At 66.3% G+C, this 20,416-nt stretch carries 19 protein-coding genes; 6 read left to right on the top strand and 13 right to left on the bottom strand.

The window, feature by feature from the left end:
* Nucleotides 1-80: 80 nt before the first annotated feature.
* The 5 genes from LDO54_RS15470 (at nt 81) to LDO54_RS15450 (ending at nt 4,426) form a co-directional block, all read left to right on the top strand.
* The gene (locus tag LDO54_RS15470) at nt 81-602 is read left to right on the top strand and encodes a 2,4'-dihydroxyacetophenone dioxygenase family protein (RefSeq protein ID WP_224011567.1); all 522 of its coding nucleotides are present in this window, start codon (nt 81-83) and stop codon (nt 600-602) included.
* On the top strand, nt 599-1,336 hold the full coding sequence (locus tag LDO54_RS15465) for an SDR family NAD(P)-dependent oxidoreductase (protein ID WP_224011566.1): 738 nt from the start codon (nt 599-601) through the stop codon (nt 1,334-1,336). The genes LDO54_RS15470 and LDO54_RS15465 overlap by 4 nt, the downstream gene beginning before the upstream one ends.
* 71 nt (nt 1,337-1,407) lie before the next feature.
* A complete protein-coding gene (locus LDO54_RS15460) occupies nt 1,408-2,709 on the top strand; it encodes an MFS transporter (protein WP_224011565.1) in 1,302 nt (433 codons plus the stop codon).
* Between the two features lie 46 nt (nt 2,710-2,755).
* Nucleotides 2,756-3,484, top strand: coding sequence for an SDR family NAD(P)-dependent oxidoreductase (locus LDO54_RS15455; protein ID WP_224011564.1), 729 nt, complete (start codon nt 2,756-2,758; stop codon nt 3,482-3,484).
* A gap of 114 nt (nt 3,485-3,598) precedes the next feature.
* Nucleotides 3,599-4,426 (top strand): IclR family transcriptional regulator, encoded by an 828-nt coding sequence (locus LDO54_RS15450; RefSeq protein WP_224011563.1) that lies wholly within the window; start codon nt 3,599-3,601, stop codon nt 4,424-4,426.
* A gap of 122 nt (nt 4,427-4,548) precedes the next feature.
* Here the strand turns inward: LDO54_RS15450 and LDO54_RS15445 are convergent, their stop codons facing one another.
* The 5 genes from LDO54_RS15445 to LDO54_RS15425 form a co-directional block, all read right to left on the bottom strand.
* On the bottom strand, nt 4,549-5,889 hold the full coding sequence (locus LDO54_RS15445) for an MFS transporter (RefSeq protein WP_224011562.1): 1,341 nt from the start codon (nt 5,887-5,889) through the stop codon (nt 4,549-4,551).
* A 115-nt stretch (nt 5,890-6,004) separates the two neighbouring features.
* Nucleotides 6,005-6,934: a sugar kinase gene (locus tag LDO54_RS15440; protein WP_224011603.1), complete on the bottom strand. Its 930-nt coding sequence runs from the start codon at nt 6,932-6,934 to the stop codon at nt 6,005-6,007.
* 16 nt (nt 6,935-6,950) lie between these two features.
* The gene (locus LDO54_RS15435; RefSeq protein ID WP_224011561.1) at nt 6,951-7,601 is read right to left on the bottom strand and encodes an RraA family protein; all 651 of its coding nucleotides are present in this window, start codon (nt 7,599-7,601) and stop codon (nt 6,951-6,953) included.
* A 121-nt stretch (nt 7,602-7,722) separates the two neighbouring features.
* Entirely contained in the window at nt 7,723-8,727 is a 1,005-nt protein-coding gene (locus tag LDO54_RS15430; RefSeq protein WP_224011560.1) for a C-terminal binding protein, read from the bottom strand.
* 161 nt (nt 8,728-8,888) lie between these two features.
* A complete protein-coding gene (locus LDO54_RS15425) occupies nt 8,889-10,160 on the bottom strand; it encodes a major royal jelly family protein (protein WP_224011559.1) in 1,272 nt (423 codons plus the stop codon).
* A 257-nt stretch (nt 10,161-10,417) separates the two neighbouring features.
* On the opposite strand from LDO54_RS15425, the gene LDO54_RS15420 reads away from it, so the two are divergent.
* Nucleotides 10,418-11,164 carry a GntR family transcriptional regulator gene (locus tag LDO54_RS15420; protein ID WP_224011558.1) on the top strand — a complete coding sequence of 249 codons (747 nt, stop codon included), beginning with the start codon at nt 10,418-10,420 and terminating at the stop codon, nt 11,162-11,164.
* A 201-nt stretch (nt 11,165-11,365) separates the two neighbouring features.
* Here LDO54_RS15420 and LDO54_RS15415 read toward each other — a convergent pair whose 3' ends face one another.
* From LDO54_RS15415 to LDO54_RS15380, 8 genes are all read right to left on the bottom strand, one after another.
* Nucleotides 11,366-12,343 carry a type II secretion system F family protein gene (locus tag LDO54_RS15415; RefSeq protein WP_224011557.1) on the bottom strand — a complete coding sequence of 326 codons (978 nt, stop codon included), beginning with the start codon at nt 12,341-12,343 and terminating at the stop codon, nt 11,366-11,368.
* An 81-nt stretch (nt 12,344-12,424) separates the two neighbouring features.
* A complete protein-coding gene (locus tag LDO54_RS15410) occupies nt 12,425-13,393 on the bottom strand; it encodes a type II secretion system F family protein (protein WP_224011556.1) in 969 nt (322 codons plus the stop codon).
* Between the two features lie 28 nt (nt 13,394-13,421).
* Nucleotides 13,422-14,846 (bottom strand): CpaF family protein, encoded by a 1,425-nt coding sequence (locus tag LDO54_RS15405; RefSeq protein ID WP_224011555.1) that lies wholly within the window; start codon nt 14,844-14,846, stop codon nt 13,422-13,424.
* A 12-nt stretch (nt 14,847-14,858) separates the two neighbouring features.
* A complete protein-coding gene (locus LDO54_RS15400) occupies nt 14,859-16,067 on the bottom strand; it encodes an AAA family ATPase (RefSeq protein ID WP_224011554.1) in 1,209 nt (402 codons plus the stop codon).
* Nucleotides 16,068-16,198: 131 nt separating this feature from the next.
* A complete protein-coding gene (locus LDO54_RS15395; RefSeq protein ID WP_224011553.1) occupies nt 16,199-16,495 on the bottom strand; it encodes a hypothetical protein in 297 nt (98 codons plus the stop codon).
* 20 nt (nt 16,496-16,515) lie between these two features.
* Nucleotides 16,516-18,426 (bottom strand): type II and III secretion system protein family protein, encoded by a 1,911-nt coding sequence (locus LDO54_RS15390; RefSeq protein ID WP_436975596.1) that lies wholly within the window; start codon nt 18,424-18,426, stop codon nt 16,516-16,518.
* A 199-nt stretch (nt 18,427-18,625) separates the two neighbouring features.
* Nucleotides 18,626-19,471 (bottom strand): Flp pilus assembly protein CpaB, encoded by an 846-nt coding sequence (cpaB, locus tag LDO54_RS15385; protein WP_224011552.1) that lies wholly within the window; start codon nt 19,469-19,471, stop codon nt 18,626-18,628.
* A 96-nt stretch (nt 19,472-19,567) separates the two neighbouring features.
* A complete protein-coding gene (locus LDO54_RS15380) occupies nt 19,568-20,110 on the bottom strand; it encodes an A24 family peptidase (protein ID WP_224011551.1) in 543 nt (180 codons plus the stop codon).
* Nucleotides 20,111-20,416: the final 306 nt, after the last annotated feature.

Raw genomic sequence — 20,416 nt, 5'->3', positions numbered from 1 at the left:
CCGCATCCTTGATCTAGCTCAAAATTAACCATATCGTGGACGTAACGTCCATATTATGGACAAACAACAAGGAGCCCCGCATGTCAGATCAGGATTTTTCGCCGATGACGCCCTATCAACTGCCGTTTCCGAAGGAAGCGCAGCAGGAGATCGTCGTGCCCGCCGCCATTCCTACCGATGAACGCGTCTGGGTGCCGCAAGCCGAGAACGTGTGGTTTCGCCCGTTGTGCCTGAACGCCTCGCAGGGCTACTGGATGAACCTGCTGCGCGTGCGCAAGTCGGGCGTGCTGAGCCGTCATCGCCATCCGCAGGCCGTGCACGGCATGGTGCTCAAGGGCCGCTGGCGCTATCTGGAGCACGACTGGGAAGCGACCGAAGGCAGCTACGTCTACGAGCCGCCCGGCGAGACGCACACGCTCTACGTGCCCGACGACGTCGAGGAAATGATCACCTACTTCCAGGTGAACGGCGTGATGTTCTATTGCGATCCGTACGGCAATTACACGGGCTACGAGGACGTCTTCACGAAGATCGACATGTGTCGCAAGCACTACGCGTCGGTCGGGCTCGGCGAGGACTACGTGGACCAGTTCATCCGATGAGCGCGGCCCGCTACGACTTCAGCGGCCGTGTCGCCGTCGTCACGGGCGCGGCGGGCGGTATCGGCCGCGCGATCTGCGACGCCTTCGCGAGCTTCGGCGCGCGCACGGTCAACTGGGACCGCGTGGCGGGCGACACGTCGGCACCGCATGCGCCGCGTCATGTGGCAGTCGACGTCACGCGCCCGCAGACCGTCGAAGCCGCCATGGCCGCCACGCTCGCCGAATTCGGCCGCGTCGATTTTCTGGTCAACAACGCGGGCTTCGCCGGTTCGACCGTGCCGCTCGACGCCTATTCGCCCGACGAATGGCAGCGCATCGTCGAAGTCAATCTGCTCGGCACCTATCACGTGTGCCGCCACGTCGTGCCGTCGATGCGCCGTGCGGGCGCGGGCCGCATCGTCAACGTGGCCTCGCTCGCGGGCAAGGAAGGCACGCCGAACGCGTCGGCTTATAGCGCGGCGAAGGCCGGCGTGATCGCGCTGACCAAATCGCTCGGCAAGGAACTCGCGCAGACGGGCGTGCTCGTCAACGCGATCGCGCCCGCCGCCGTGGACACGCCGCTGCTCGCGCAGATGTCGCCCGCGCACGTGCAGACGATGATCGACAAGAGCCCGCTCGGCCGCCTCGGCACCGTGCAGGAAGTCGCCGATCTCGTGATGTGGATTTGTTCGGATTCCTGCACATTCAGCACCGGCGCCACCTTCGATTTATCCGGCGGACGCGCGACTTACTGAGTTCGACGCAGTTTTCGAACCCGCCACGCGCAGTCCGACCGGCACCTACACCAATTTTCAGGAGACGAGCCATGCCGACCAAATCGCCCCGGCTCAAACGCATTCAGACGGTCGCCGTCGCTTTTCTCACGGTGGCCGGCATCGTCAATTATCTCGACCGCAGCACGCTGTCGATCGCCAATCATTCGGTCACGCAGGAGTTGCACCTGAACGCGTCGGAAATGGGGCTGCTGCTCTCGGCGTTTTCGCTCGCGTATGCGTTCGCGCAATTGCCGGTGGGCGCGCTGCTCGACCGTTTCGGCTCGCGCGTGATGCTCGGGCTCGGCATGCTGGTCTGGTCGGTCGCGCAGGTCGCGGGCGGTTTCATCCAGACGCTCAATCACTTCCTCGTCGCGCGCGTCGTGCTCGGCGTAGCCGAAGCGCCGCTCTTTCCGGCGGGCGCAAAAGTGATCCATGAATGGTTCGCCGTGCGCGAGCGAGGCGGCCCAACCGGCACGTTCATTTCCTCCTCGACGATTGCGCCGATGATCGCGCCGCCGCTGCTCACGGTGCTGATGCTCTCGTTCGGCTGGCGTCCGATGTTCGTCATCATGGGCGTGCTCGGCGTGCTGGTGTCGATCGGCTGGTACGCGGTCTATCGCAACCGCGATCAGGTCGCGCTGAGCGCCGACGAAACCGCATGGCTCGAAGACGGCGCGAAAGAGCCGCCGCGCGCGAAGGGCATCAGCTTCGCCGAATGGGGCATGCTGCTCAAACTGCGCAACACGTGGGGCATGATTTTCGGCTTCATGGGCGTGATCTACATGGTCTGGCTCTACCTCACGTGGCTGCCGGGCTACCTGGAGAAAGAGCGCCATCTGAGCATCGCGCACACGGGCTGGCTCGTGGCGATTCCCTATGTGTTCGGCACCATCGGCATGGCGGGCAGCGGTTTTATCGCCGATTACCTGCTCAAGCGCGGCGTCGCGCCGATCCGCAGCCGCAAGTGGCCCGTGTGCATCGGGCTGATCGGCGCCGCCGCGTTCACAGTGCCCGCTGCCTACACGCCGAGCACAGCGCTCGCCATCACCTACGTTTCGCTCGCGATGTTCTTCGTCAATCTCGCCAGCGGCAGCGCATGGGCGCTCGTGAGCATCGCCGCGCCGCGTCATCTGGTGGCGTCGCTCGGCAGCATGCAGAATTTCGGCGGCTATCTCGGCGGTTCGTTCGCGCCGGTCATCACGGGCATCGTGGTCGATCAGACGCATTCGTTCGTCAACGCGCTGCTCATTAGCGCGGCGATCGCGTTCGCCGCGGCCTTCGTCTATCTCTTCGTCGTGAAGGAAGTGAAACCCGACGAAGCGACGCACGCCGCCGCCGCGCAAACCACCTGATTTCAGGCACTTTTCTCGAACAGACAAACACAGAGCGAACATCATCATGACATTCCAGGCCAATCTTCTCGAAGGCAAAGTCGCGCTCGTCACGGGCGGCTTCTCCGGCATCGGCGCGGCCATCGCGAACCGCCTCGCGCAACTCGGCGCGCGCACGGTCGCGGCCGGTCTGCCGCCGCCGGCCGGCACGCCCGACGCGCTCGACGCCGCCGTGCAACGCGCGACGCTCGATGTGCGCTCCTCCGACGACGTCGCTGCGTTGATCGGCCAGTGCGACCGGCTCGACATCGTCGTGAATTGCGCAGGCGTGATCAGCCGCGTGGAGGAACACGAAATCGAGGTGTTCGAGCGCGTGCTCGATATCAATCTGAACGGCACGATGCGCGTGTGTTCGAGCGCGCGCGAGTTGCTGCGCGTGTCGTCGGGCTGCATCGTCAATACGGCGTCGATGCTGAGCTTTTTCGGCGGCGGACTCGTGCCTGCCTATAGCGCGAGCAAGGGCGGCGTGGCGCAGCTCACGCGCTCGCTCGCGATTGCCTACGCCGCGGATGCGATTCGCGTGAACGCCATCGCGCCCGGCTGGATCGCGACGCCGCTCACGCAGGCCTTGCAGGACGACAGCAGCCGCTCGCAAGGCATTCTCGAACGCACACCGATGAAGCGCTGGGGCCTGCCCGAGGAAGTGGCGAACGTGACGGCGTTTCTGTGCTCGCCGGCCGCTTCGTTCATGACGGGCGCGATCGTGCCGATCGACGGCGGCTATCTCTGCGCCTGAATGTCGTGTGCCGCGTCTCGCGTGCCCGGCGCGGATTTTCGCCCGCCGGGTTTGCGGGCATAATGGCGCGACCCGCGGCCTGGCCGCCTGTTCAATTTGCCCGCTCGCTTGCCGATGTCGAACGCCGATAAGTCCGCCCCGCCCGCATCATCCGCATCGCCCTCGTCCGCCACGGCGGTCGCGGGCGCCGCCGCGTTCTCGAAGTTCATCGCGGTCCTGCAACTGATCGCCGACGCCGACACGCCGCCCAACGTCGCGAAGCTCGCGGCGGCGAGCGGCTATCCGCGTCCGACCGTGCATCGCATCGTCGCGGCCTTGCAGGCCGAGGGGCTGGTCGTGGCGCATGGCGGCGGCAATACCTTCGGGCTCGGTGCGCGCCTCGTCAATCTCGCGAGCCGCGCCTGGGAACGCTCCGATCTGCGCATCGCGGCCGTCGACGCGCTCATGGAACTGCGCAACGTGACCTCGGAAACCGTGCATCTCGCGGTGCCGAGCGACGGCGAAATGGTCTACATCGAGAAGCTCGAAAGCCCGCACGCGGTGCGCATGGCCTCGCGCATCGGCACCCGCGTCTCACTGACGTCGAGTTCGGTCGGCAAGGCCTGGCTCGCGACGCTCAGCGCCGCCGAGCGCGAGCCGCTGCTCGAACGCGCGCCGCGCAAGCGCTTCACCGAACACACGATGACCGATCTCGATGCGATCCGCCGCGAGATCGAGCTCACGGCGCAACTCGGCTACGCCGAAGACCGCGAGGAAAACGAGCCGTCGATCTGGTGCTACGGCGCGGCGATTCTTGGCGCGGACGGACGCGCGGCGGGCTGCATCAGCATCAGCATGCCGATGTTCCGCCGCGAGGCCGACGCGCAACGCCACTATATCGAGCCGCTGCTCGCGGCCTGCCGCACAATTACCGCGCGGCTCGGGCCGGTTGCGGCGCGCTGAAGTTTAGAGCGAACGCCGCGCGCGATTCACATACCCGGCGGTATTCAGATACCGGTCAATCAAGCTGAAGAAATGGGCCGCGCCGCCGTCACCAACACGGCGGCGCGACTATCGCCGAAACGTCAATGACCGCGCGAAGGGCGATGGGCGTGCGTATCGAGTTGGCCGTCGAAGGCGTCCGCCTCGTCGCTACCCGAAGGACCACGCGCGCACAGGCTGATAACACCCGCGAGCAGCGCCGCGGCGGCGAGCATGGCGAGGCCGTATCCATAACCCGAGGTCGTCGCGCGCACATAGCCGATCACATACGGCCCGGCGAATCCGCCGAGATTGCCGATCGAATTCGCGAGCGCGATGCCCGCAGCGGCAGCCGTGCCCGAAAGAAACGTCGTGGGCAGTGCCCAGAATGCAGGCAGCGCGCCATAGCCGCCGACGGCCGCGAGCACGAGTCCCGCGATCACCACGAGCGGCTGGCTGGACGACGCCGCGAGCGCGAGCCCCACCGCCGCGACCGTACACGCACAGGCCAGATCGATGCGATATTTGCCGCGCCGGTCGGCCAAGCGTCCCCACACCAGCATCGTGATCGCGCCCACCACGAACGGAATCGCGTTCACGGGACCGACCCAATGTTCGGCGAGGCCGAGCGACTTCATGATCTGCGGCTGCCAGAGCACGAGGCCGTTATTGGCCGTCACGATCAGGAAGTAGATCAGGCCGAGCAGCAGCACATGCGGATTCGCGAGCGTCTGGCCGAGCGAGAGCTTGTGCTTGCGCGCGCGTTCGGCGGCTTCGGTGCGGATCTGCGTATCAAGCCAGTCGCGCTCGTCGGCGTCGAGCCAGCGCGCCTTGGACGGCGCATCGCTGAGATAGCGCAGCGTGATGATGCCCATCACCACCGAGGGCAGCCCTTCGAGAATGAACAGCCATTGCCAGCCCGCGAGGCCGAGCAGGCCATCCATGCGCAGAATGAAACCGGAAACGATCGAGCCGAGCGCCGTCGAGACCGGATTCGCGAGCATGAACAGTCCGATGATCTGCGCACGATAACGCGACGGAAACCAGAACGTCAGATAGAGAATCACGCCCGGAAAGAAGCCCGCTTCGGCCGCGCCCAGCACGAAACGCAGCGTCATGAAGCTGGCCGGTCCCTTGACGAGCGCGCCGCACGCCGAGACGATGCCCCACGTGATCATGATGCGCGCGAGCCAGATCCGCGCGCCCGTTTTCGCGAGCGCGAGATTGCTTGGCACTTCGAACAGAAAATAGCCGATAAAGAAAATGCCCGCGCCCCAGCCGAACAGCGACGCGGTCAAGCCCAGATCGCGGTTCATCGTGAGCGCGGCGAAGCCGACGTTCACGCGGTCGAGGAACGCGAAGAAATACAGCAGGATCAGAAACGGCATCAGGCGCCGCGTGACCTTGCTCATGGTGCGCTTTTCGAGCGCGATATCGGTGTTCATGGGTGTCTCCTCACCTCTGTCCAGCTTGTGACGCTGCTTTATTCGTTGACGATTTCGTGAATGGCGCGCGCCACGTTGCGCGGCGCGCGCCGGTCATGCGCCGATCAGGATCGGATCAGCTTCCAAGCTTCGCGGCGATGGCGTCCGGGCGCGGAATCGGCGCGACGGCACCGAAGCCTTGCGTCGACAGCGCCGCCGCCGCGTTGGCGTAGCGCGCCGCGTCCTCGGGCGTGTCGCCGGCCGCGAGACGCGCGACGAACGCGCCATCGAAACAATCGCCCGCGCCCGTTGCATCGACGACATTCACGGCATGTCCCGCGATGCGCGTGCGCTGTGCGCCGCGCGCCACCAGCACGCCGTCGCCGCCCAGCTTCAGGCAGACAACGCGCACGCCGAGCGCCAGATAGTGCGCGACGATCGCTTCAGGATCGTTCAGACCCGTGAGCGTTTGCGCGTCTTCGAGGCTCGGCAGCATGTAGTCGACTTCGCGCGCCGTTGCTTCGATCACCGCGCGCGCCCGCGCCAGCGGCCAGAGCTTGAGGCGCACGTTCGGGTCGTAGCAGATCGACGCGCCCGCGCGCCGCGCAATCGCCATCGCTTCGAACACCGCGTCGCAGGCGCTCGCGCTAATGGCTTGCGAGATGCCCGAGACGTGCAAAAAACGCGTGCCCGCCAGCAGTTCGCGCGGCAGCGTTTGCGGCGACATGCGGCTCGCCGCCGAATCCTTGCGCAGATAGCTGAACGCATGGCCGCTCGTATCGTGCGTCACGAAATAGACGCCCGTATGCGCCTGCGCATCGCGCTCGACGCCCTGCACGTCCACGCCTTCTTCGCGCCACAGATCGAGGAACAGCTTGCCGAACGCATCGTCGCCGAGGCGCGTGACGTAGCCGACGCTCGCGCCCTGCCGCGCCGCCGCCACGCAGAAGTTCGACGTGTCGCCGCCGAAGCCTTGCAGGAACTGCCGCGCGTCGTCGGAGGCCGACTGGTTGAACTCGATCATCGGCTCGCCGAGCGCGAGGATCGCAGGCACGGCAGCGGGCACGGCGGCGGACTTCACGTCAGATGCGGCCATATTTCGCGAGTCCCTTGCGCAGCGACTTTTCGCCGATGATCAGGCGCGCCTGCTCCAGTTCGCGCGCGTCGATCTCTTCGGACATCTTGAGCACGGCTTCGGCATGCTCGCGCGGCACGACCACCACGCCATCGATATCGGCCACGATGATGTCGCCCGGATTCACTTTCACGCCGCCGCATTCCACTTCGATATTGGCGGCGAGCGTCGTGAATCGGCCCACCGTCGTGCCCGGCGAAACCGAGCGCGAATAGACCGGGAAATCGTAGTCACGGCGGATCTCCGTGATATCGCGCACGCCGCCGTCGAGAATCGCGCCCGCGTGGCGATTCGCCACCGCGCCCGCCGTCATCAGGCCGCCCCACACGGCCACGTTCTGCTCGCCGTAGATGCCGATCACGATTACGCTGCCTTCCGGCGATTCGTCGATGGCGTCGAGCGCGTGTTGCGGCGGGACTTTTTCATGCGTGGGCGCTTCGAGAATCGTCACGGCCGGACCGACGATCTTGCGTTCGTTGATGCGCGGCTTGATCGTCTGATCCATAAAGCCGCGGCGACCCGCGATCAGGTCCACCGCGTCGGCCACCGAGGCCGTCGCCACTTTTTCGAATCCGCTGATGAGCGCTTGCAGTTCCATAAACTTCACTCCTTGTTCCATGCTTTCGATAGCATGACTAATCAATCGAACAACAGCCACGCCCGAACATCGTGCGCCGCCGTCTGCCTTCGTTATGCGCAAATGCGCCAGCCGTGTGCGCTTAAACAGCGCCCCACGGATTCACCCAATGTTTCGGCTGATCGCCGCCGAGCACGCGTGCCACTTCCTGCGCGGCCTTCGTCTGCAGTTCCGCCACCGAGTCTTCCGAATACCAGCCGGTGTGATCGGAGAGCACCGCGTTTTCGCACTTGAATAGCGGATAATCGGCACGCGGCGGCTCGTTCTCGAACACGTCGAGGCCCGCGCCGAAGATCGCGCCACGTTGCAGCGCATCGATCAGCGCCGCTTCGTCGATCAGGCCGCCGCGCGCCGTATTCACGAGGATCGTGGTCGGCTTCATGCGCGCGAGACGCGCGGCGTTGATGAGCTTGCGCGTATCCGGCGTGAGCGGCGAATGCAGCGAGATGTAATCGCTTTGCGCGCAGAGCGTGTCGAGATCCACGCACTCGACGCCCGGCGTTTTGGCGGGATCGAGAAACGGGTCATAGACCAGCACGCGCGCCACGCCCATGCCGCGCATCTTGCGCTCGAAGGCACGCGCGATGCGCCCATAACCGACGAGCCCGAGCGTGCGTCCGGCGATGCGGTACATCTTCTGCTCGCGCGAGACATTCCACGCGCCTTCGCGTACCGCGATGTCACGGCGCACCGTGTAGCGCGCGACCGCCATCAGCAGCGCGAGCGCCTGATCGCTGACTTCTTCCACGCCGTAATCGGGCACGTTCGCCACGTAAATGCGCTTGTCGCGCGCGGCATCGAGATCGACGTTATCGACGCCGATGCCATAACGCACGATCGCGCGGCAACGCTGCATCGCCGCGATCGCGGCCGCATTCACAGGCGATTCGCGCACCAGCAGCGCGTCGGCGTCGGCGGCCACTTCGCGCACGCGCGCGGCGTCGCCGTGGCACGGCAGCACCACCACATCGGCATTCACGGCCGCCAGAATCCGCTGCTCCGTTTCATACGAACCGTAGCCATCGTCGATCACGACCACGCGTTTGCGCGGCGCACCGCGATCCGCTTCGAGACTTCTGCTTTCCACCCTTGCCTGCCTCCACGACTGCGCGCGATCGAGCTGGATTGCAACCCGAACGCGCGCGAGTTTGCCTGGGCGCGCGCGACCGGTGACTCCGGCCGCGCGGCCCGCGTTACTGCATTCACTGCGATTGCGTTATGGCTTTATTGCGCGCCTCATTGCGCGCCTCATTGCACGCTATAACTGCGTCCGTGCGCCTGCACCTTCCAGATGCGGAAGTTCGGCACGGCGGGATGATCGAAATCCATCGCGTTGTCGACCCACAGATTCAGATGGCCCGCGACCACGTAGAGATTGCCGTCCGGGCCCCAGCTCATCGTGTCGGGCCAGACCATCTCGGGATGGATCACATAGGTCGAAATCTTGCCGGTCTTCTCGTCGCGATACATGATGCCGTTCATCTCAAGCGCGGTCATATAGAGATTGCCCGCGCGGTCGGCGATCATGCCGTCGGTGTTCGAAGGCAGCGTGGCGACGCGCTTGACCGAGGTGCGCAGCGCCGACTCGCTGGTGCTGAAATCGCGCAGCAGCGCGGTATCGAGCGAATACAGCGTGTGGCCGGACAGATTGGTCCAGTAGAGCGTTTTCTTGTCGCCCGAGAGCGCGATGCCGTCCGCGCCCGTGCGCATCGGCGTCTTGCTCAGCACGTTCTGGTTGTCGATACGAAACTGGAAGCCCGCTTCGTCCGTCGTGAAGACGGTCTGGTCGAGCACGCGGCGCGCGCGATTGTGCTTGCGGTCGTAGACGATCAGGCCGCCGTGCAGGTGATCGCAGAAAATGCCCGAGTCGGTGATATAGGCGAAGTCGCGGTCGTTATCGACCACCACGTCGTTGAGGAACGAGCATTTTTTATCGGAATCGGCGTCGCTGAAGGTGTAGCTCTGCAATTCGCGATTCGTCTTGAGGTCCCAGAGCACGAGCTTTTCCGCGCCCGGCGCCGAAGGCTGGCCCGCAATATGGCCCTGGTCGAGAATCCACATCACGTCGTTGCGGTCGATCTCGAAACCGAGCACCGATTGCAGCGCCTGCGGGTCGCCCACCTTGTTCATCGCGAGGCTCGGAAACGGCTGCAAGACCCACTGGCCGTCCTTCTTCACGAGCTTCGAGAGCGTGGCCGGCACCTCGGGGCCGCCCCAGCGCGCCGTGCTCACGTACATATTGCCCTTCGAATCGAGCTTCACGCCTTGCAGCAGCACCTTCTTGTAGGTCTGATTCGCGTCGTAGGCCTGTTCGGCTTTCGCGTCGCCGAGGTCGTAGGGCAAGCGGTTCCATTGCGCCACCACTTCGAGCTTCGGCACCGCCGGTTCACCCTGCGCACCTTGCCCGTCCGACGCGGCCTGCACGCCAGCGGCCGTCATCAGCGCCGCGCCCGCCAGCAGCGCGCTCATCCAGCGGCGCTTTGTAAAAAGCCCCGCCGCTTTCTTGTCGATCTCCTGCATGAAGCCTCTCCTCCGGTCTGTCTTTCTCGTTTGACTTCTTCGTTTGCCGTGCGCGTTTCGAACTGAACTCAAGACGAACCCAGCCCGATCTCACCGCCGACAACTGATATCTTAGATTGCAGATCTCAATACGACAAGGGGGCGTGCTATATTTCGGATCATTGAGGCGCCGCGCAGGATTTCGCGAAACGCGCCGCCCACGTCCCCGTCACGGCACCGGCGCACCAGCCGCCGGTCCTTACGCCCACTGGCTGACCATGAGTATCGAAAAACTGGGGGAACGCCCGAAGTCCCTCACGTCTATTGCGAAAGAAAGCATCCGTCGCGCGATCGTCGACGGTCATCTGGCGTTTGGCAGCCAGCTCTCCGAGAACGTGCTCGCCGGGCAGCTCGGCGTGAGCAAGACGCCCGTGCGCGAGGCGCTCGTGCAACTGAAGCTCGAAGGGCTTGTGGAAGTGCAGCCGCAATCGGGCACCTATGTGTTCCAGCCGACCGTGGAGCAGGTGCGCGAGATTTGCCGCTTTCGCGAGATCGTCGAGTCGTCGGCGCTGGAACTGGCGATGAAGGCCGATAGCGCCGCGCTCGCCGACGCGCTGTCGCAAGCGCTCATGCCCGCGAACAACACGAACGACACGAACGACACGAACAACGCAAGCGGCGCGCACGACGGACGCGCGCGCGATCACGACGCCGCCTTTCATGGCGCGATCGTCGCCGCATGTGGGAACGCGTATTTGCAGCAGGCGTATCAACTCGTCGCCGACAAGATTCACGCGCTGCGCGCGCGTCTGTCGGTCGCCGACGAAACCGTCGATTCCTGCCAGGACACCCATGCGCACATCATGGAACTCGTGCGCGAGGGCAATGTGAAGAAGGCGTGCACGGAGTTGCGCACGCATATTCGCAGCACCGAGCATTCGTATATCCGCGCCAGCCAGGGCCCGACGCCCGCGCCCGCCGATGCGCCGCAAGCGGCCCTGCATCACGCGATTGCGGGCCGTTGATCACTGCTTGCCTCTTGCTTGTCTCTGCTCTCTACTGCTGATCAAACCGCCTCACGCATCTTCAGCGCTGCGTGGCGGCCTGTCCAATCCGTATTGCTGATCTGCCCTATCACCGGGTCTGATAACAGAAAAAGGTGCCGGCGCCGCGCGTCCTGATCGCGCGAAAGCCGGCACAAGGGCACACTCTCATTCCTCTTACGCTCAGCCTCCCCCGAGGCTAGGCGACAGCGCGCGGAAGATGTGGATGAACGCCGGTCCCATCAGCACGGCAAGCAGCGTGGGAAAGATGCAGAACATCAGCGGAAACAGCAGCTTCAGCGCGATCTTCGCGGCTGTTTCCTCGGCGCGCATGCGCCGCCGCGTGCGCAGCGTATCGGACAGCACGCGCAAGGACGTGCCGATGCTGGTGCCGAAGCGCTCGGCCTGAATCAGCATGGTCGCGAAGCCGTCGATGTCCTCCACGCCGGTGCGCATCGCGAAGTTGCGCAGCGCCTGCTCCTTCGAAAAACCCGAGCGCAATTCGAGCAGCAGCAGATCGAGTTCGTCGGCGACCACCGGGCTGCGCAGGCGGATTTCCTCGGCCACTTTCATCATCGCCGCGTCGAGCCCGAGACCGGCTTCCACGCACACGGTCATCAGATCGATCGCATCGGGGAAGTCCTCGAAAATCTGCCGGCGGCGGCGCGAGGCGCGTTGCCTGAGCACGAGTCCCGGCAGGTAATAGCCGATGCCCGCGAAGGCGACGAGCGCGAGCGGCAGCACCGCCGTGTTCGGACGCAGCGTCGTGCCGACGAGCGTGAGCGAAGCCGCCAGCGGAAGCGCGAGCGCGAGAGCCGTGCGCATGCCGAGAAAGACCGCGACCGCGCCCGGCGAGCGCCAGCCCGCGTTCATGAGGCGCACGCGCAGCGCCGAAACGTCGCCGCCCTGGCCGGGTGCGGAGAGCTTCGAGAGCGGCGCGGACATCTGCGCGAAGCGCTCGACCCACACCGGCTTGTCGTTGCCCGCGTCGAGCTCGCCAGGCTCGATTCGCTGACCGGCCGCGCGCGCCCCGGCCGCCTGCTCCGCGCGCCGCCGCAAGGTGCGCGGCATGAGGGCGTAGAGCGCGCTCAAGGTGAGCACGAACACGCCGCCGAACAGGCCGATCAACACGGCCCACTGCTTCAGATCCAGCGTCTGCATGATTTCCCCCGTCCGTCTATTCGTTATCGATGTTGCCGATCTTGTCGATGCCGTCGATGTGCGTGATCCGCCGCGCCGCGCTCACACGCGGATGCGTACGATCCGGCGAATCCAGAAGGCCCCGCAGATCATCGAGATCACGATGCCGTCGAGCAGCCGGATGCCGACCGGGTCGGTCCAGAACGGATCGAGAAAGTCGGGGTTGACGACGCTGATGATCGCCGCCGAGCCGATCGGCAACATGCCGAGCACCCACGCCGAAAGTTTCCCTTCCGCCGACAGCACGCGCACCTTGTCGAACAGCTTGAAGCGCTCGCGGACCAGCCACGCGATGCTGTCGAACAGTTCGGCGAGATTGCCGCCGGTCTCGCGCTGGATCAGCACCGCGATCACGAGGTAGCGCAGATCGCGCACCGGCATGCGATTCGCGAGGCCGCACAGCGCGTCGTTCAGCGAAATGCCGTAGTTGATCTCGTCGAAGGTGGTGCGGAATTCGCCGCCCGCGGGTTCGGGAAACTCGGTGCCCGCCATGTCGATCGCGCTGGAAAACGCATGGCCTGCGCGCAGCGCGCGTCCGAGCATGTCGCAGATCTCGGGCAATTGCCGCTCGAAATGACGCAGCCGGCGCAAGCGGTGGTGGCGCACGTAGAGCACCGGCAGCAGCGCAGCCGCCAGCGCCCCGCTCAACGCCGCCACCAGCGGCAGGTTCGCGAGCGACGCGCCCGCCAGCACGGCGAGCCCGAACCCGGAACAGGTCGCGCACAGACGGCCGAGCGACCAGGGCAGGCCCGACTGCATCAGCCACGCGTCGAGCGAATGCAGCCAGGGCAGCGCGCGCGCGAGCGGCGTGGCCGCGCCGAGCCGCCGCGCCTTGAGGATCGAGAGCGCCTCGCTGCGCGACTTGCTGCCCACCGTCAGCGATTCGAGGCGCGCCGCGAGCCGTTTCGCCGCCGCGCCATGGCGGCCGTTCCACCAGACCCAGGCGGTCTGGCAGCTCATGACCACCGCAACGAACAGCAGCACGGCGGCGGTGAGGAAGGTCGTGTTCATATCGTCTCCTTGAGGACGCTGAGCGCGCTCACGCCACGTCAAAACGGCGGCCCGGATCGAACACCGTGTCGGGCAGATTCACCCCGAACGCGGCGAGCCGGTCGCCAAAGTGCGGGCGCACGCCGCTCGCGCAGAAGTGGCCGCGAATATTGCCCGCCGCGTCGATGCCGGAGCGCTTGAACGTGAAGATCTCCTGCATGTTCACGACGTCGCCTTCCATGCCGGTGATTTCCGAAATGCTCATGATGCGGCGGCGTCCATCGGTCAGACGCGCGACCTGCACGATCACCGAAATCGCCGAGGCGATCTGCTGACGCATCGTGCGCGGCGGCAGCGAGAGCCCGCCGAGGCTGATCATGTTTTCCAGACGCGTGAGCGCGTCGCGCGGCGTGTTCGCGTGGATCGTCGCGAGCGAGCCTTCGTGGCCGGTGTTCATCGCGTTGAGCATGTCGAGCGCTTCCTCGCCGCGCACTTCGCCGAGGATGATGCGGTCGGGCCGCATGCGCAGCGCGTTGCGCACGAGCGAGCGTTGCGTGATCTCGCCGCGTCCCTCGATGTTGGGCGGACGCGTTTCGAGCCGCAGCACGTGGGTCTGGCGCAGTTGCAGTTCGGCGGCGTCCTCGATCGTGACGATGCGTTCGTCGTCGGGAATGAAGGCCGACAGCACATTGAGCAGCGTGGTCTTGCCGCTGCCCGTGCCGCCCGAGACGAGGATGTTGATCTTCGCGCGCGCGAGCCCGTTGAGCACCTCGGCCATCGGCGGCGTGAGCGTTTGCAGCGCGACCAGATCTTCGATCAGGAGCGGCTTCACGGCGAAGCGGCGGATCGAGACGAGCGGACCGTCGACCGCGAGCGGCGGAATGATCGCGTTCACGCGCGAGCCGTCGGGCAGACGCGCGTCGACCATCGGGCTCGATTCGTCGATCCGGCGGCCCACGCGCGAGACGATCTTCTCGATCACCTTCATCAGATGCGCGTCGTCGTAGAACGTGACGTCGGTGAGTTCGAGCCGGCCTTTGCGCTCGACATAGGTCTGATGCGCGGTGTTCACGAGAATGTCCGACACGCCCGGATCGCGCAGCAGCACCTCGATCGGGCCGAAGCCGAACATCTCGTCGTAGACGTCGATGGCGAGCTGGCGGCGTTCGAGATCACTCGCGGGCGCCTTCTGTTCTTCGAGCAGGCGCGCGATCAGCGTGGCGATCTCCTGGCGGATCTGGTCCTGCGGCATGCGCGTGAGGCGTTCGAGTTCGACGCGGTCGAGCACCGCCTGATGCATCTCGTACTTGAGCTTGCGATAGGCGTCCGACTTGATCGAGGCCGCCGCCGCAGCCGCCGCGGCAGCCGCTGCCGTCGAGCTGGCCGATGCACTGGCGCCACCCGCGCCCGTTTTCGCCGATTCGGCGAGCGCCGGTTCGATGCGCTGGGAAAAAATCTGGTCACGTAGCGACATGGCGTGTCTCCGTTAAAGGGTGCCGAGCTTCGGCGCGCCCTGGCGTCCGACGAAGCGTGCGAGCATCGACTCGCGCTTGACGCGCGCGCCGCCGTTGGCGCGCTGCGGCGTGACGATGTCGGCGGCGAGCGTTTGCAGGCTGCGCGTCACGGCGCTGCTGCGCGCGGCTTCGGCGATCGGCACGCCGTGGTTGATGGCTTCGCCGACCGCGCGGGCGTCGTCGGCGATCGTGAGTTGCGGCTTGATGCCGAGCACGCCGGGCGCGGCCTCGCGCGCGGCGTCGTCGTGGCGCGTGAGGCGGTTGAGCACGAGGTGCAGGCTGTCCTGCGCGTATCCGAGCGCGTGCAGGATGTCGAGCAGGCGCCGCCCCGCGCGCAGATGCGGCATGCTCGCCTGCAGCACCACATGAATCTCGCTGCTGCGGTCGAGCGCGAGCATCGACACGGGATTGATGCTCGGCCCCAGATCGAGAATCACGAAGTCATAGCGCGGCATCGCCACGCCGAGAATCCATTCGAGCCGTTCCGCGCGGATCTCGGCCGCTTTCACCGGATCGCCCGCACCCGCCAGAATGTCGAAGTGCGGGCCCGCGTGCGTGACGCTCGCTTCGAAGAACGCCACGTCCATGCGGTCGACCTGGGCGCTCAGTTGTTCGAGCGTCGAGGGCGGCGCTTCGCCGGTCACGAGAAACGCGGCATCGCCGTAAAGCTGGTTCAGATCGATCAGCAGCGCGCGGCGCTGATGCGTGCTCGCGATCATGTGCGCGACGTTGGCCGCGATGAAGCTCGCGCCCACGCCGCCCTTGCACGAGACGAAGGAAATCACGCGCGTCGATTGCACGGCCGCCGCGCTGCGCTGCTCGCCCGCGCGTTGCAGCGCGTCGCCGATCGCGCGGCGCTCCGGCTCGCCCGTGATGACGTCGCGAAAGCCCGCGCGCATCGCCGCGATCAGCGCCTCGGGCGAGGCTTCGGGAATCAGCAGGATGCAGGTCAGGCGGTCGTGGCGGCGCGTGAGATCCGCCACGGCGGCGAGGTCGGCGTCGTGCAGCGTGGGCGCATCGACGATCAGCACGTCGAAGGCGTCGAGCGTATCGGCGCGGCCCGCGAGTTGGCCGGGGCGCACCGCCGCGCGCGTCGTGCGGTACGCGCCGCACTCGGCGACCAGCCGCACGAGGCTGCTCAGGCGCGCTTCGTCCGTCGAGGTAATGAGTAAGTCGATCATGATCGTGTGGCTCCGCTAAAGACCGCGTTCACGCGGCCCGTCACTTGATCGCGCTTGCCGCGCGGCCGCAGCGTCGATCGCTGCTGGCAGGCCGCGCGGCTCGCCGCTTCGTGAGTCGCTGACGGGTTGGGTCAGTGACTCGTGCCGCTCGTCACGCCCATCGTGAAGGCGTTGTCGGAAGTGGGCGGCTTCTCGTACGACTCGGTGTAGCGCTTGATCGAGGCCGCTGCGGCCTTGCCGTCGATGCCCGGCGACACGTCGACGTGCTGCGCCGCGTCCGGGTCGATGATCTGCGCGTGCATGGACGTGCGGACCGCTTCGCCGAAATGCGCTTCCCAGATCGGCGAGCTGGTCATGCAGCCGCCGAGCGCGGCGCTCGCCACCGTCATCGCCAGCAGGCGGCCGATGTGTGCATAAAGTGTGTTCATGGCGTTCCCCTTTCCCCGGATCACTGTGCGCCGGCGGCGTGCGCCGCGTCGGCAGGTTCGTCGTGTCCCGCACCGGTGGCCGATGCGAGTCGCCGCGTTGGCTCGCCGCTGTTCGCCGCGTCGGGCGCGGCGGCCGTGGGCGCGGGCGGTGCGGCAGGCGTCGCTGCGGGCGTCGCGGCGGGCGGCGTGGCGGGCGGCGTGGCAGGCGCGGCGGCCGTCGGCCCGGTCGGTGCGGCAGGCGTCGCGGGTGCGGCGGGCGCTGCGGGCACCGGAGCAGGCAACTGAGCGGGCGTTTGCGGCGCGGGCAATTGGTTGTCGTTCTGCGGAGCCGTGCCAGGTGCAGCAGGCGTGGCAGGCGTAGCGGCGGGCGGCGGCGCGAAGCGTCCCGTGTTGCGCGCGGCGCGGCCTTCCATGTTGCCGGTGGCGTAGACGTCGGCTTCGTTAGGCTGCGTGAAGCTGTCGGTCGGCATCGGCAGTTGCGCGAGCGACTTCACGGGCTTCACCAGATGCGGCGTGATGATGAAGACCAGTTCCGTGCGGTCCTGCTGGAACGATGTGCTGCGCAGCAGCGCCCCGAGCACCGGAATCTCGCCGAGTCCCGGCAGCGCCTTGAGCGAGCCCGTCACGTTGTTGCGGATCAGGCCGCCGATCGCGAACGACTCGCCATCGGCCATCTGCACCGTGGTCGAGGCGCGCCGCGTCGTGATGAGCGGCAGGATGGTCTGGCCGCTCACGTTGGCCGCCGTGAGCGTCACGCCCGTGGGCGAAAGCTCCGAGACTTCCGGCGCGACGCGCAGATTGATGTGGCCGTTGCTCAGCACCGTGGGCGTGAACTTGAGCCCCACGCCGAACTCCTGCTCCTGCAGCGTGATCGCCGTCGCGCCCGAGCCCGAGCTTTGCGGCACCGGGATGAACACTTCGCCGCCCGCGAGGAAGGTGGCTTCCTGGCCGCTGATGGTGACGAGATTCGGCTCGGCGAGAATCTTGACGAGCTGGTCGGTCTTTTGCGCGTCGATGGCGAACTTGAGCGGCAGATTGTTCGCCTTCGAGAAGCCCAGTGCGCTCGACGCCCCCGCGAGCAGATTGCTCACGAGCGCGCCTTGCCATGAGCCGAAGCCCCCCTGGATGTTGACGGCCGAACCGAGCTGGTCGAGCAGCGTCTTGTCCACTTCGGCCACCTTCACTTCCAGCATCACCTGCTGCGGCGTATCGACGGAGAGCATGTTGAGCACGCCGCCGTTGGCCTTCTGGTTGCTGCTGCCCTCCTTGCTCACGCCGAACGCGCGGGCGATCTCCACAGCCTGCGCCGCCGCCTGCGCGCTCGACACCCGGCCCGCGAGCACGAGATTGTCGGCGGCCGTCGACACGCGGATGTCGCGTTCCTCCGGCATCAGCTGGCCGAGCGCCGCTTGCAGGCCGCCCGCATCCGCGCTGACGATCACGTCGATCACCTGGCACGCACCGCTGCGTCCCTGCACGATCATGTTGGTGGTGCCCACCGACTGGCCGACGAGATAGAGCGTCTGCGGTGAGACCATGGTGGCCTGCGCGATCTCGGGGTTGCCGAGCGTGCGGTTGCGCACCGGTTCATCGACCGGCACCAGCACCGACTTGCCGAGCGGCACCACGACGTTGCGCTCCGAATGGACTGCGCCGACGCAACTCGGCCCGCGCAGCGGTCCCGCCACGGCCTTCGGCGCGCCGGCCGCCGGCGTCGGCGCCATGCTGATGGTCATCTGCATCGGTCCCTTGCCCATCGGCGCGGGCGCGGTGAGCGCGCCCTTCGAGAGCACCGCGCCTTCCGCGAGTTCCTGGGTCACGCCGGGCGTGCTCGCGAGCAGTCCCGAACAGACCATCAAGGCCGTGGCCGCGAGCGCCGGACGGCGGTCTCGCCCTTGCGCCGAAGCGGCGCGCTTGCTTTGCTTGTTCATGGCTTAACACCCCGTATCGAATCTTGTGGATCGCCGGGCGCCTTGCGGCGCTCGCGTCTGTCTGCCTCGTGCGACTTGTGCTGCGTTGCCGTGGTCGCGGCGCGCTGCGTTGTCTGTTGCCCGATTACTGCCTGTTTAAATCGTTAGTACTACTGCTATCCATTGCCGAAGCCGTTCCGTCCATGCGAGCGGCTGCCCCTTAAAAACACTCCTGACTGCCGGTCACGCCCGAGAGCACGCCGATGCAATCGCGCTTGACCTCCTGACGCGCGACGTACTTCACGTGCACGGGCTTCGGTGCGGGCGCGGGTGCCTGAACCGGCGCGGGCGCCTTTTCGTCGAGCAGCGTCTGCTTGGTCGCGCCGCCGGTGCTGCCGCTGTCGCGGTCCACCTGATTGCGCAGCACGAGCGACAAGGTGCCGACGCTGCGTGCGAGATCGAGCTTTTCAGCCTGTTCGGGCGTCACTTCGAGCGTCACCGCGTTGACCACCTTCGGCGCCGTGTCGTCGCGATTGACCTGCTGCGCGACGGCCAGCACGAGAATCTTTTCGAGCACGATCTTCGAAATGCTTTCCTGGTTGTCGGCGCGTTTGGTGGCGCCATCGGCCTGTTGCGTGTTCACGATCACATCGACGTAATTGCCCGGCAGCGCGAAGCCCGCGACACCGACCACATCGTTGACGCGCACCGTGATCGCACGACGACCGGCCCCGATCACCGCCGACAAACCGCCCTTGGTGCCGATGGGCGCGAGCTTCGCCTCGAGCACGGGTTCGCCGTGCGTGAGACCGACGCGCACCACGCGGCCATCGAGCGACTTCGGCGTGGTGAATGCGCCGGGCGGTACGCTGTCGCGCGGCCAGTTGACGGTGCGCACCATCGCTTCGTTGATGGGCTCGCCGAGATTGATGTCGTTGGCGGCGACCGCGACGGGCACGGTCGAGCCCGACGATGTCTGCACGAGCCAGCGCGACGCGAACACCACGGCGGCGAGGCCGGCCAGCATGGCGATCGCCAGCATGGCAAGAGCACGGCTGTTTTTCATGACTTCCTCCGTCAAAAACGCGTCGTCCGGCAGGGGGCCTCGCGCCGCTTGCACACGGTCCGTCCAGGCTGGCCGGACTCGATGACTGATGACTGGTTACTGAATGGATTGGTAGAGCACGATGAGCGTGCCGGCGGCAATCGCTCCCGCGTAGGGAATCGTGCCGACCGAGCCGCCCGGCAGATGCTCGAGCGAGCCGCGTCCGCGTGAGCCGTGCAGCATGTCGCCGAACAGCCAGACGACGTTCGTGCACAGCGTGCGCAGCCGCCCTCGGACGATGACGATGGCGAGCGCCCAGGCGCCGCCGATCAGCCCGGCGAACAGCGCGACGCCGAGCGTGGCATCCGCGCCGAGCCAGCCGCCCACGAGCATGAGCAGTTTGACGTCGCCGGCCGCCATGCCGCCGAGCAGATACACCGGAAAAAGGAGCGCGAAACCCGTGAGCACGCCGGCGAGCCAGTGAAGGCCGCCTGCCTGTGCGCCGTGGAGCCAGAGCTGCGCCGCGAGCGAGGCGACAAGGCCGGCCGCGATGAGCAGATTCGGCACACGCCGTGCCGTGAGGTCCGTGCTGGCCGCGAAGATGACCGACAAGGTCACGCCAAGCGGTATCGGCTGTGCCGAAAGATGTGCGATGATCATGATGTACCCCGTTACGATTTTTGTTGTTCGAGCTATTTTTTAAGCTCTTTTCAATCTGTTATGCCCCCGATCACAGCACCTGGTCTATGCGCGTGAAGCCTTGCGCGGTGCTGTATCTTCCGGCTGGTCGAGCGCCGGTCTTTTATTCGTTATCTGAAACCAGGTGGGCGCTCACGGCGCCCACCCGTGTCACGTCCCGGTCAGGACTTCGGCAGGGCGTTCGACATCTTGGTGAACGCGGTGTTGATCTGCGTGCCGAGCGTCGTGACGATCGTCACGATCACTGCCGCGATCAGCGCGACGATC

Source organism: Paraburkholderia tropica (genome assembly GCF_914484835.1).
GTDB classification, from domain to species: Bacteria; Pseudomonadota; Gammaproteobacteria; order Burkholderiales; family Burkholderiaceae; genus Paraburkholderia; species Paraburkholderia tropica_A.
The sequence above is the reverse complement of the archived record's forward strand: the minus strand, read 5'-3'. Positions and strand labels throughout refer to the sequence as shown.

Excerpts from the sequence above, each read along its gene's own strand:
- LDO54_RS15455 (WP_224011564.1), top strand. The coding sequence starts at position 2,756 with ATGACATTCCAGGCCAATCTTCTCGAAGGCAAAGTCGCGCTCGTCACG.
- LDO54_RS15450 (WP_224011563.1), top strand. The coding sequence starts at position 3,599 with ATGTCGAACGCCGATAAGTCCGCCCCGCCCGCATCATCCGCATCGCCC.
- LDO54_RS15395 (WP_224011553.1), bottom strand. The coding sequence starts at position 16,495 with ATGAACACACTTTATGCACACATCGGCCGCCTGCTGGCGATGACGGTG.
- LDO54_RS15420 (WP_224011558.1), top strand. The coding sequence starts at position 10,418 with ATGAGTATCGAAAAACTGGGGGAACGCCCGAAGTCCCTCACGTCTATT.
- LDO54_RS15445 (WP_224011562.1), bottom strand. The coding sequence starts at position 5,889 with ATGAACACCGATATCGCGCTCGAAAAGCGCACCATGAGCAAGGTCACG.
- LDO54_RS15400 (WP_224011554.1), bottom strand. The coding sequence starts at position 16,067 with ATGATCGACTTACTCATTACCTCGACGGACGAAGCGCGCCTGAGCAGC.
- LDO54_RS15380 (WP_224011551.1), bottom strand. The coding sequence starts at position 20,110 with ATGATCATCGCACATCTTTCGGCACAGCCGATACCGCTTGGCGTGACC.
- LDO54_RS15465 (WP_224011566.1), top strand. The coding sequence starts at position 599 with ATGAGCGCGGCCCGCTACGACTTCAGCGGCCGTGTCGCCGTCGTCACG.
- cpaB (WP_224011552.1), bottom strand. The coding sequence starts at position 19,471 with ATGAAAAACAGCCGTGCTCTTGCCATGCTGGCGATCGCCATGCTGGCC.
- LDO54_RS15460 (WP_224011565.1), top strand. The coding sequence starts at position 1,408 with ATGCCGACCAAATCGCCCCGGCTCAAACGCATTCAGACGGTCGCCGTC.
- LDO54_RS15435 (WP_224011561.1), bottom strand. The coding sequence starts at position 7,601 with ATGGAACTGCAAGCGCTCATCAGCGGATTCGAAAAAGTGGCGACGGCC.
- LDO54_RS15470 (WP_224011567.1), top strand. The coding sequence starts at position 81 with ATGTCAGATCAGGATTTTTCGCCGATGACGCCCTATCAACTGCCGTTT.
- LDO54_RS15425 (WP_224011559.1), bottom strand. The coding sequence starts at position 10,160 with ATGCAGGAGATCGACAAGAAAGCGGCGGGGCTTTTTACAAAGCGCCGC.
- LDO54_RS15390 (WP_436975596.1), bottom strand. The coding sequence starts at position 18,426 with ATGAACAAGCAAAGCAAGCGCGCCGCTTCGGCGCAAGGGCGAGACCGC.
- LDO54_RS15410 (WP_224011556.1), bottom strand. The coding sequence starts at position 13,393 with ATGAACACGACCTTCCTCACCGCCGCCGTGCTGCTGTTCGTTGCGGTG.
- LDO54_RS15405 (WP_224011555.1), bottom strand. The coding sequence starts at position 14,846 with ATGTCGCTACGTGACCAGATTTTTTCCCAGCGCATCGAACCGGCGCTC.
- LDO54_RS15415 (WP_224011557.1), bottom strand. The coding sequence starts at position 12,343 with ATGCAGACGCTGGATCTGAAGCAGTGGGCCGTGTTGATCGGCCTGTTC.